Here is an 11,526-nt window from a genome sequence, read left to right as displayed (position 1 = left end):
AAAAAAGATGTAGAAACGCTTGAAAAAATCTTATGAATTGAATTAGGTACAGAAGACGATTATAAAAAAGAATTTGGTAATGTTAGTAAGATAAAATGTAGGTTTGGATCAACAAGCGGCTAACGAAGCGTTTTAGAGTTTCTTAACGAAGAAAAACTAAATGTTAATCAAATAAAATTTGTTAAATTAATTATTTATTATGTAGTGAAAAACGGGACTCTTGAGAAGACATTATTACAAGAAGATTGGTGTGATCGATAGTATTAATAGAAATACAGAGGAATTTGAAGGAGCATAAAATAGATTTAAAAAAAAAACACAAATCCATAAAATAACGGCCCTTATGTATTTAGTGGCGGTTGTTTTATGGATTTTTTATTTTTATAGATTAACCTTAGGAAGAGATAAGTTTTCTATTGCAGTTAAATATTTTCCCAAGGACAACTGATAATTACCTAACATAGTTTTGAATTCATTTTCATCAAGTCTTTTACCTGTAGGATGTCCTGCATCATTTCTAGTTTGACGTATTATATCAAGGAAATTAAAATTTAACTTTAAATTTTCAAATCCAAAACTTTTAAAAAGGTCTGAATGAACCTCAGCCCTTTTAGTAAACTCATCTAATCTAATATAGGCTGTTTTAGCTTTCATTACTTTTGATAAAAAATTCTCTGTCTCTTTTTCAGTGTGGTTGTTTTGATAATAAATATGGAAGGCTTCGCACAGTTTTTTTAATGAAATTTCTGCTGCACATCCTAACATTACACTTGCAGCAAGAATATTTCCTTGGTTGCCTGTTGCGCAGGTCTCATATAAATAGTTTTTTTGTAGTGCATCGATTCTATCGTTTCCAGAAAGGTATTTAATAAAATTGGTGTATACAGAATCTTTTTCTAAGATAATAACCTTATCTTCGTACTCAATTTCTTCTGCAATAATAGCCCTAGTTCCAATACGGGCACCTGAGCAAGCATAATCCTCATCATTCTCATAAATATCACGACAACACTTTGAAAGTATTTGGAGGTTTTCTTGTGCAAATTCCTTTAAATTTACAGGGACTTTTATTTCGACATATAACTTTCTTTGGTCTGATACTATTCCTGAAAATTCCCATTGAGGTGAATAAACTACCTTAGACATTTTCACTATATTTGCTAATTCAGTTTGCTTTTCTATTTCAAGTAAACTAACTAAAGTTATCTTCATTGATTCTTCATTAACTGTTGGAATAAACATAATTCTCTCCTTACTCTAAATTTAAAAAATAGATTTCAAGTTAGTAAATATCTGGGGACAAATTATTTTTCCAAATTTCTTTGACGATTTCTTCAGGAGTGGAAGCAGCCTTGTTTCCAGTTATATTCATTGTCATCTTTAACTTTAATTTTTTCTTTTCGTCAATATCATAAGTTATCATCTCATTCATTGAATTGTCTGACGTACTTATGAGTCTCCCATAAGAAACATTTATACTATTATTTCCAAATAAATTGCCGTACCACATTTTGATTCCACTCACATTTTGACCATTAATATATAAACTAAAAATAGTTTTATAGTTATTTATATTTTCTTGATCAAATTCAAAATCAGGATTTATAGATTGAATGTGCATAAACAGTGAAGTAAAGCCGTCTACAATTTGATTAAAGCTGTCTTTTAAAAATCTTTCAATATCTCGATCAGTAATGCGTTTAGGAAACGATAAATCCAAATCAGAAAAATCTATAGTTGAAGGTTTAACTTTATTAATGTCTTTTGAACCTTCTTTAATTCTTCTTGAAGGTATTCTAGGATTCAATGTCGGAGCTTCACCTACAGGTTCTACATAATAACGCGGTTTTTCATATATTCGATATAGTAACTCTTCAAATTTATTATTAAATTCTGTATCATTACTAAAATCTATTGCATACTGGCCCTTAAAGTGAAATGGAAATACCTTAGCAAATTCCCCTTGATGGAGCATAATTGGAATTAGTTTTTTAGGATCTTCCATAATTAACGGAAGGGTCAATTGAGATTCAAATCCCACTCCCCCTTCAAAATTATCAGCTTTTTTTGCGTAGTTCTCTGTTAAAACAATAATTATGAAGTCACTATCCCTCACTTTTTCAACCATCATTCTATTAAGATGAACTGATGTTTTCTGCGTTTCGAAAACATCAGCATCTGCAATTAATCCTTTTGCTCTTAAGCAATTAGCAAGGTAAAGAACCCATTCTTGATGTTCTTCTGAATCCCAACTGTAACTTATGAAAACACGTTTTTTTTCCATTCGACAAAACTAATCTCCTTAATTGAATCAAAGTATTTTCTAATTAAAAGAATTCTGGGGGAAAGATTGTACAAAACCGCCCGCATTCCACACTATTGAAGGTTTAATTATATCTTTTATATCCATAATATCTTCTCTAGCAATTTCAATTGTAATAGAAGGTAACTGTATTTCCGATTGATCAATATTATGGATTTTTGCTAGTCCCCTTGGAAGAGAGAAGTAACTTCCTTCCACATTTTATGAGCTAATATGCAAATCCACAGAGGTCTCTGAAGTAGTCCGTAAAGTGTAGTCCATTACTCTCAAGTACTCTTCAACAGCTGTAATTATTCCGTTTTCAAATTGTAATGGATAAAATACTTTATCTTCATTCCAAAAATTAGTATTTACTAACTCTACAATTCCATTTCTATATAATTGTGTATAGGAATGAGAAAATGTTTCTTTGTAAAGGATGCCTTGGTAATTTTTACGCTGTGAATCGCCATATTCCCCAATTAGCATAGGTATATATTTTCGATTGAATTCCTGAAGATCAATTGATAGCGAACTTTGCGTAAATGACTTGCTTGGGAACAATATGTACTACAGTTAAGGGTTTTTGGTTAAAATTACCTTCTTTTCTTTTTATTTTGAACACCCTATTGTTAATCCAAGAGGTGTGCGAATCTTCGGTCTGGAGGGTAAGTTTGTACAGTTCCAAAAAATCCTTCTTTGATGACATAATTTTCGGATTTTATTGAGCTGAATTATCCTCTATTTTTTGTTCAAGCTCCAGTAGTTCTTCTTGTAACTGGTTTCTCAAAGTAATAGTACTTCATTCGCAAATTATGAGTTTTTTACATATCTTAGGTGTTATTTCATCATTTATATAGTTAATAGAACCGTATATACCAAATGAATTCCATAATACATCGAAAGCTGGTTTTAAAGTACTTGCTAGCGGTTTTTGATAATCTTCTATTAATATTTGAGGTAGAGATTTTTTCTTTTTCATTAGGATATGTGTCAAGAAATTGATTGAAATTTAAGCTATGGAGGAGTCTTTAGTACCTAAAATAACTATGTTGAGCAAAAAAGGTCCTTCTAAACCCAAGCTGGAAGTGTAGCTACTAGTAAATTAGAACGAGAGTTTGTGTATTTATCATACCATAAATACTATTATGTTGTTCGGGGGAATTGTATTATTATTACAGGTGAATCTGTGTAATTACAAATATTAAGAAGTCTTTTTTTATAGGGAGATCCATTAGCTTCATCATACAATTTCACAATCAAAGAGTTCAAATTGATTATATATTCTCTTCTTAGATTATCTGTGAAATTTTTACCTAAAAGAAAAATTTGTTTATTTAAATGTATTTTATAAATTTATTTAAGGGGGATATATATGTTATCTATCAGCAAAGTACTACAATTCGCAGGGTTAGATATTTCTAAAAATATTAAGATTGCAAGACATATGGACACTAGAGGTGTAGATGTACACGAATTGTATGCTACTGGACATTTTGAATTATATCAATCATACCAAGAAAAGAATCATTTTAGGGATTGTGATTATCTTGTTTCCTGTCTAGGCATTGAGAATAATCAAGCTATTTTTATAGGTGTTTACGAAGTTAGGGCTATAAATAAGGTAAATGGTTTTCCGGACTATCTTGATGTTCCATATAAGGGAAAAGCAAAAACTTATAGCAGATATAAGTATGAGTTAAAAAAGCTTTCTGGATTTGAAGAGTTAGAAAATAGACTATTAATTAAGTGGGAAAGTAGAGCTCAATCTTGGTGTATGAAATTTGAAACAAGTGAAAAAGAAATTATTCAGTTATTACCTAAGGGCTATGTGAGGGACTTTCCTGGCTATCTCGAGATAAATTTATCTTTTCGAGAACTTCAAAAGGTTATTGTTGATCCAAATGCAAATAATATATGGCACAAGATGCTATCTTCAGTAGGGGGAGTATATCTTATAGTAGATACTGAAGATGGATTGCAGTATGTTGGTTCAGCTGTTGGGAAAGAAGGAATTCTTGGTCGTTGGAAAGAATACGCTAATAATGGACACGGCGGGAATAAGAAGCTAAGAGAAATCATTGAACTAAATCCTGAGCGAGTTCAAAATTTTAGATTTTCTATCCTTCAAACACTACCAAGGACGTTAACTCGAAATGAAGCTTTGATTGAAGAAAGTAAATACAAACATAAGCTAGGTACAAGAGCATATGGTTTAAACTTGAATTGATATCGAAATTAGAAAGATTGTACAAGCCTATTAATGCATAACAATAATCAATGCAATGCCCATTAATATTGAGGAAAATTAGATTTATAAAAAAATAAAAGGTGTGGTATGTCAACATCAAATTAAACAACGATTTTAAGGGCTGCGTTTCGATAGCTGACCGGACTTTGATACCGAAGAGATGTTGTTATACCAATTGATATAATCAAAAAGTTCAAGCTCTAGGTGAGTAAGGACATGAAACGGCACACCGTTTATGAGTTCTGTTTTAAAACTTTGACACCGCGTTATCATAAGGGTTTCCTTTATCGCTCAGGGGGCGTTTAATCTGGTATTTACTTAATAATTGATCAATTCCGACGTTTTTAAACTCCGATCCCAGATCGGTATGGAAGAGCTTCACATTCTCCAAGGGTCGATCCATCGTTACGAAGGCACGTTGAACCAGCGCTGATCAATTTTATGCTTTTCAACTTCTAAGTAGCTAATCAGCTCTTTTGGGTAATGCCCTGTATTATAATCTAGCTTAATATCATCGTTTGGGCTATAAAGCATTAAGGAAAACATAGCTCCCTTTAAGTAATCCATATCTATGCAATAAAGCATAGAGATACCACGTGTCCTAAAAACAAACATAAGTCGATAGTTTCCTAGACATAAAATTTATTTTGAGGATTTGATAATTAAACGCGCTAACATCTTTTGTGTTGTCACGTACAAACCGCACATGTGGAGTGTATGGTGGAGGTAGTTTTGAGAAAAGGCAACTGCCCCTTTGGGGAGAGGCTGCCTTTTTATATTTAAAATTTACGAATAAAGGATTGATAAGAAACTAGAAATTTATATTACTTTAAAAAAATTGAGTCTAACTGTATCCTCTTATTAGCCTTATAGGACCGTTTGGAAATCATGATTTCATGACTATTTCCAGATTAAGATTGATCAGATCGGACGAACTTATTTTTTTTTAACATGCTAACAAAATCTTTCTTTTCGTTTTACGCTAATATTTTCATGTTTGCTTGTATAATGAACTACCCCTACTAACGACATGTTCAATCGGCGTCATTAGCAAGTAGATTGTCGTCTCTCGCTAGTTACAGTGCGATGGTAGATAGGTATTGTAAACAGGGAAGGAACCATTACAACTAAAATTAGTGAACAAGGAGGGCTCTTATGTATGACGTTCATACGCGTGTTAAAATCCCCGCAGGCTTTTGGGCAGGATTACGTCAATTAGGGATTGCTCCCTGCGACTTGGTTCGAAACGCACGATTACCTCTCACCATTATTACTGAACCAGTTGTCACCACCGCTCAATATTTAGCGATCTGGCAGGCGTATTCCGACCTTGTTGATGATACTGCCAAAGGAATTGTTAAACTTGCGACCGGTTTTGAAACAGCACATTATCCACCAACCGTTTTAGCGACGTATCATGCTCGTGACTACCGAGATGCTCTAATGCGAATGGCCCGGTACAAACAACTGTGCCCTCCAGAAAGCTTACGTATTACCGAAGAAGGAGAGCACTGTACCATCGAACTGGATTGGTTGGATACGAATCAACCTGGTCCGCCGCTGCTGGTTGGTATCACACTGGCATTTCTTTTGGAGTTAGGGCGGCGGGGCACAGGTCAGCCTTTGACGGCAAGATTTGTTGAATTTTCACATGCTATGGGTGACTTACAAGTACTTGAAGCCTACTTCGGCTGCCATATCCGGATAGGTTCCAATTGTAACCGATTGACGTTAAATAGAAGAGATTTGAATCGTCCGTTTGTTTCCTACAACGCAGAGTTGTTAGAGATATTAACTCCTGCATTGGACCAATCCTTAGGTGAGCAGGAACACAGACGGTCAAGTACCGAAATGGTCAAGTGGATCATAAAACGTAGTCTAACAGGAGGGCGTCCCGACATACAGACAGTCGCGAGCGAGTTGGGGATGAGCGATCGTACCTTACAGCGCCGACTTGCTGACGAAGACACGAATTTTAAGCATCTGTTGACACAAGTTCGACGTGAGCAGGCACGAGAATATTTGGCAGATCCCTCCTTAGATATTAAAGAAGTGGCCTTCTTAATTGGATATGAAGATCAGAACTCATTTTACCGTGCCTTTCGCCTTTGGGAAGGGGATACTCCTGCAAATTGGCGTACTGAACATTTAGGGACACATTTTATACATTAATTCTACCATTGGTACTAAAGAAATAAGGGGAGAACACAATTATGGATATGGGATTAAACAATAAAACAGCTTTAATTACAGGATCAACGAAAGGTATAGGTAAAGCTATTGCCATTGAACTTGCTAAGGAAGGTGTGAATGTACTAATTAATGGACGGAATTATGAGGAGGTGGAACGAGTTGTAAATGAAATGAAATCAGATTTCCCAGGTACCACTTCTCAAAATGCTGCAGCCGATCTTGTAGATAGTCAACAAAGAGAGGCTTTATTTGAAAAATACCCTCATATTGATATTTTAGTAAATAATATGGGGATGTATGAAGTGATGCAATATGAAGACATTGACGATGAAGTATGGGAAAAATACTTTCGGACGAATGTTCTGGCTGCAAATGGTTTATCAAAATTTTATTTACCGAGAATGTTAAACAATGATTATGGACGCATTATCTTTATTGCGAGTGAAGAAGCCGTTATGCCTTCAGGACAAATGCCTCAGTATTGTATGACAAAATCAATGCTATTATCATTGTCAAAAAGCTTATCAAAATTAACAAAAGGAAAAGAAGTTACCGTTAATACAATCCTGCCAGGCCCCACACTCTCTGAAAATGTGCATCAAATCATTGAAGGGATTTATCCTAATAATGAAAGGACTTTTGCAGATAAAGAAAAAGAATTTATGACTACAAACCTACCTCAATCTGAAATTCAGCGCTTTATTAGGCCAATTGAAATCGGCAGACTAACTACATTTATATGTAGTCCTTACGCATCCGCATTTAAAGGGTCTCCCATTCGTATGGATGGAGGAATGGTGCCAACTATTTTTTAACATTTTATTAGTATGCATTATATAGAGGTTAAACTAATGACGATCGTGCTTCGTTTTTCAGCTAATGCACCCGTTAGCTGCTACCCTTTAATGTAACAGCTTCCATTCATGTATATCAATCGTACTCGACATACCCTAAAATAATACGTATAACAGTTTTATTGGAGGCACATCATGAAGAACGAACTGATGAAGTATGTGTTACATTGGCGGCGTAGGATTTGGCAGCATTCTTTTAGAGTGGCACTAGTAGCTTCACTTATTTGGGCGGTTGTTTTTGCAAGCTTATGGGCAGCAGGTGAAATATTTGATTGGGGCTTTTTGGGAGTGGTTGTTGGGATCACAATTATGGCAACGCCAGGTTATCTTCTTATTGCCATTCCTTATCGGGTACTGGTATATAAGTTTATATCTGATAAAAGATTGTCAATTACTGCATTAATTGCGTATTGGCTCGTGTTGTTTCCGCTTTATATCTTGCTAGTTTCTCCGCCGTGGTTGTCTTTGCGAGAATTTTATTCATTTTTGTATATCACTTCTCTTACAGCAATTGCTTTTTGGTTGGCAGATTCATTTGTTAATCGAAAGCGATGTTAATGATGATCGATATATACATAATAAAAACGCAGCAGATTTCGCATCTGCTGCGTTTATTTGATTAGGCTAGCTTATGAAAAGTGTTTGCTGAGCAATATGTGTCAGGTTCATATGCTCTATTAAGAGTTACCGAAGAAATAGAAAATTGCCCTTCTTGTGTTCTAAGGGAAAACAAATCACGTATAAAATAAATTTACATTTTATCCTTATTTCAATAGTATGTAATTTATGGATTGTCATTGTAAATGAAATAAGCCACGGCCCATGAAAGACAATCTCTGGGATGAAGATCAATCCTGATAAGAAAGGGGTTCATAAAGCGAAAAGTGGAGGTTCGTAACTTATGAAATATCCATATAAAATCACTAGAGACCCAATAGGAGATTTAACAATAAAGCTACCAAAAGAACTTGATATTTTTGAGGATTTTGTAGGTGTAATTTATACTGTAAAAGGAGCATTAAGAATTGTTGAGTGTATTGATAAAGTAATAAATGGAGAGCATGAACACTTCGAATACTCCATCAATGGCATTAGCGTTGATATAAGAAAAGAAGAAACCGTCGCCTATAATCCTTATAATGAGGAATTAGGTCTCCATTACGAAGACACAATGGAAACGGATCAGTTCAGGGAATTAGTATTAATCTGGAAGGACGAAGTGTTAGGAAATCCTGAATATTAATTGAATTAAATAGATAGGAAGAGGGCTTCAGGATTTTTCTGAGGCTTTTTGCTTTTTAAAACGATCAACAGATTGCTCGAATCTAGCTGTTTTCTTTAAAGGAAATGATGAAGAAGTAAGTATAACCACCTATCCAAACTACAAAAATAGCCAATAAAGTGGAGGTTAGTAACTTATGAAATATCCATATAAAATCACTAGAGACCCATTAGGAGATTTAACAATAAAGCTCCCAAAAGAACTTGATATTTTTAAGTATTTTTTAGGTGTAATTTATACTAAAGAGGACGCTTTAGAAATTGTTGAGTATATTGACAAAGTAATAGATGGAACCTATGAACACTTTGAATACTCCATCAATGGTATTAGTGTCGATATACGAAAGGAAGAAACCGTCGCCTATAATCCCTATAATGAGGAATTAGGCCTCCATTACGAAGACATAATGGAAACAGATCAGTTCAGGGAATTAGTATTAATCTGGAAGGACGAAGTGTTAGGAAATCCTGAACGTTGATACAATTAAACAGATAGGCAGAGGGCTTCAGAATTTTTCTGAAGCTTTTCGCTTTTTAAAAAAATCAACAGATTGCTCGAATTGAGCCGTTCCTAGTTAAAATGTCTTCGCCCCCTAAGGAATACTAGGTTTCTCTTTATGCTGTATGTATCTCCATACATAGTTAACGGACTCATATTTAAGTTTGCAATTACTAGCACAAATGCCATATATCAATTAATTGTTTTTTTATGTAAACTATTTAAAAGGGAAAACGTGGAGGTGCTAGAAAGAGTGCATAAAAGAAAATGGGCAGTTTGGATTGTTAGTTTGACACTAGTTAGCTTAATACTAGGAAGTTGCGAAATGCCTGAGAAAAAGGTGCATTCAGGTTACACACCTGTACAAGATTATGATGGAAAAGAGTTTGCTTTGCCTAATGGCAGTGAAATGTCTCAGCTTGCAAAGACACATAAGGAAGAAGTAAGTGAAGCAGCGCTGAACTATGTGAAAAATACCTATCACATTAAAGCAAAAGTAACTAACTTAGTCGGTGCCCGCGATGCGGTTGTAGCGCATCTCAAGTCGGATGAGCTACCAACCTATTACACGTCTGTTATTGTGGACGTAGCGGATGCCAAAGTAACTGGCAATGTAAGTGAAGTAGAAGGAACGGTAGAGAGCTCCATCATGTCTGGAATTTATGTAAAAGCATACGAAAAAGAGTTTGAAAACCTAGAAGCATTTTGTGAAAAAATGGCGAAAGAGTACCCTGTAATTGGTATGAGAAACGATGCGATTGAACGGGTGCATGATTTAGGTGTAGTAAGGCCGTATTATTATGTAAGTGTTCTAAAAGAAGCTTCTTTAGATGCTTATAATGCTTATAAAAAAAACCATGATATTACAAGTAAACAATTACGCACAGCTATAAAGGAAGGTTCAAGCGAAATAGATCCAAGCATAGTGTTGACGTTTTATATGAAAGAGAAGCATAGGGATCCTGATGGTAAATTAGCTAATCAAATTATTGAAAGATTTAAAACTACAAAAGGATTTCCACCTGGAATGTACACGATTCTTGTTAATAGCAATGAAGTATTAACGAGAACGGGTAACGATAAAAGTAGTAAGGGAACGACCCCTAGTAAAGATGAAATTCATGTAAATTAAGCCAATGAGGTGAATAGATGACTACTCTTAAAAAGAGGTAACTATACTACTGATGAAGATTTAGTGAGACTAGCTGGAGATCAATCGTATAAAGAACAATATACAAATAGAGAGTTAAAAGTGGACGGTAAATTTTACAGAGTAATGAATGTCCGACATAGCCCCCAAACCGGCTTTGATGCTATGACAGTTATGAACGTCAAAAGCAAAGAGTATTCTATTATATACCAAGGTACACAAGCGAAAAAAGACGCACGAATGAGGCAAAATAATTTCTATCTACTTGGACCTATAGCATTTTAACTAATTTTTCTATTTTTTTGTTTTGCATTATTCACATCAGGAAACCTGCCATAACTCTTTCATGGGCCAAATCGCTATCCTCTACCAAGCACTCTTGGTGAGTGTTTTTGTGGAAGGGTAGCGGGTCTAAATACATTATATCTTCTGGAATAACAATAGAGATGTATTTGAATAAAGAGGATACTATTGCAACGGCCTATCCAAAATACAACGAATAGCTAATAAAGTGGAGGTTACGAACTGATGAACTATCCATATACAATTACTAAGACACCATTAGGACGTTTAACAATAAAATTACCGAAAGAAATAGAAATTTTCGAAGATTTCGTAGGTGTAATTTTTACTGAAGAGGACGCTTTAGAAGTTGTTGAGTATATTGATAAAGTAATAGATGGAACCTATGAACACTTTGAATACTCCATCAATGGCATTAGCGTTGATATGAAAAAAGAGGAAACGACCGTACACAATCCTTTTTACGAGCAGAACGATCTGCATTACGAAGACACAATGGAAACGGATCAGTTCAGGGAGTTAGTGTTAATCTGGAAGGACGAAGTGTTAGGAAATCCTGAATATTGATTGAATTAAATAGATAGGCAGAGGGCTTCAGAATTTTTCTGAGGCGCCCTTCGTTTATTAAAAGATTAACAGATTACTTGAATCTAGCTGTTTTCTCTAAAGAAAAGGTTGGAGTAAAAATGATGA

12 protein-coding genes are annotated in these 11,526 nt (G+C 34.6%); 8 read left to right on the top strand and 4 right to left on the bottom strand.

The window, feature by feature from the left end; genetic code table 11:
• Positions 1–381: 381 nt before the first annotated feature.
• Together A374_RS16975 and A374_RS16970 are read right to left on the bottom strand one after the other, a co-directional pair.
• Positions 382–1,242 carry a hypothetical protein gene (locus A374_RS16975; RefSeq protein ID WP_007203472.1) on the bottom strand — a complete coding sequence of 287 codons (861 nt, stop codon included), beginning with the start codon at positions 1,240–1,242 and terminating at the stop codon, positions 382–384.
• Positions 1,243–1,282: 40 nt separating this feature from the next.
• On the bottom strand, positions 1,283–2,284 hold the full coding sequence (locus A374_RS16970) for a toll/interleukin-1 receptor domain-containing protein (RefSeq protein WP_007203471.1): 1,002 nt from the start codon (positions 2,282–2,284) through the stop codon (positions 1,283–1,285).
• Positions 2,285–3,677: 1,393 nt separating this feature from the next.
• Between A374_RS16970 and A374_RS16965 the strand changes: the two genes are divergently transcribed.
• Positions 3,678–4,532 (top strand): GIY-YIG nuclease family protein, encoded by an 855-nt coding sequence (locus A374_RS16965; RefSeq protein WP_007203470.1) that lies wholly within the window; start codon positions 3,678–3,680, stop codon positions 4,530–4,532.
• A 135-nt stretch (positions 4,533–4,667) separates the two neighbouring features.
• Here the strand turns inward: A374_RS16965 and A374_RS21500 are convergent, their stop codons facing one another.
• Together A374_RS21500 and A374_RS16960 are read right to left on the bottom strand one after the other, a co-directional pair.
• On the bottom strand, positions 4,668–4,826 hold the full coding sequence (locus A374_RS21500) for an IS3 family transposase (protein ID WP_083842073.1): 159 nt from the start codon (positions 4,824–4,826) through the stop codon (positions 4,668–4,670).
• 132 nt (positions 4,827–4,958) lie between these two features.
• Complete coding sequence (locus tag A374_RS16960) at positions 4,959–5,138, bottom strand: hypothetical protein (protein WP_156793265.1); 180 nt, start codon at positions 5,136–5,138, stop codon at positions 4,959–4,961.
• Positions 5,139–5,708: 570 nt separating this feature from the next.
• Here A374_RS16960 and A374_RS16955 point away from each other — a divergent pair.
• The 7 genes from A374_RS16955 (at position 5,709) to A374_RS16920 (ending at position 11,400) form a co-directional block, all read left to right on the top strand.
• Entirely contained in the window at positions 5,709–6,725 is a 1,017-nt protein-coding gene (locus A374_RS16955; RefSeq protein WP_007203468.1) for a helix-turn-helix transcriptional regulator, read from the top strand.
• Positions 6,726–6,766: 41 nt separating this feature from the next.
• Positions 6,767–7,561 carry an SDR family NAD(P)-dependent oxidoreductase gene (locus A374_RS16950; RefSeq protein ID WP_007203467.1) on the top strand — a complete coding sequence of 265 codons (795 nt, stop codon included), beginning with the start codon at positions 6,767–6,769 and terminating at the stop codon, positions 7,559–7,561.
• Positions 7,562–7,735: 174 nt separating this feature from the next.
• Entirely contained in the window at positions 7,736–8,158 is a 423-nt protein-coding gene (locus A374_RS16945; RefSeq protein WP_007203466.1) for a hypothetical protein, read from the top strand.
• Positions 8,159–8,501: 343 nt separating this feature from the next.
• Positions 8,502–8,843 (top strand): hypothetical protein, encoded by a 342-nt coding sequence (locus tag A374_RS16940; RefSeq protein ID WP_007203465.1) that lies wholly within the window; start codon positions 8,502–8,504, stop codon positions 8,841–8,843.
• A gap of 175 nt (positions 8,844–9,018) precedes the next feature.
• Positions 9,019–9,360: a hypothetical protein gene (locus tag A374_RS16935; RefSeq protein ID WP_007203464.1), complete on the top strand. Its 342-nt coding sequence runs from the start codon at positions 9,019–9,021 to the stop codon at positions 9,358–9,360.
• 345 nt (positions 9,361–9,705) lie between these two features.
• Positions 9,706–10,512 (top strand): DUF1672 family protein, encoded by an 807-nt coding sequence (locus tag A374_RS16930; protein WP_007203463.1) that lies wholly within the window; start codon positions 9,706–9,708, stop codon positions 10,510–10,512.
• Between the two features lie 546 nt (positions 10,513–11,058).
• A complete protein-coding gene (locus A374_RS16920; protein WP_007203461.1) occupies positions 11,059–11,400 on the top strand; it encodes a hypothetical protein in 342 nt (113 codons plus the stop codon).
• Positions 11,401–11,526 lie beyond the last annotated feature (126 nt).

The sequence above is a fragment of the Fictibacillus macauensis ZFHKF-1 genome, from assembly GCF_000269865.1.
Lineage (GTDB): Bacteria > Bacillota > Bacilli > Bacillales > Fictibacillaceae > Fictibacillus_C > Fictibacillus_C macauensis.
Note: the sequence above shows the minus strand (reverse complement) of the source record. Positions and strands in the feature narration are given on the sequence as shown.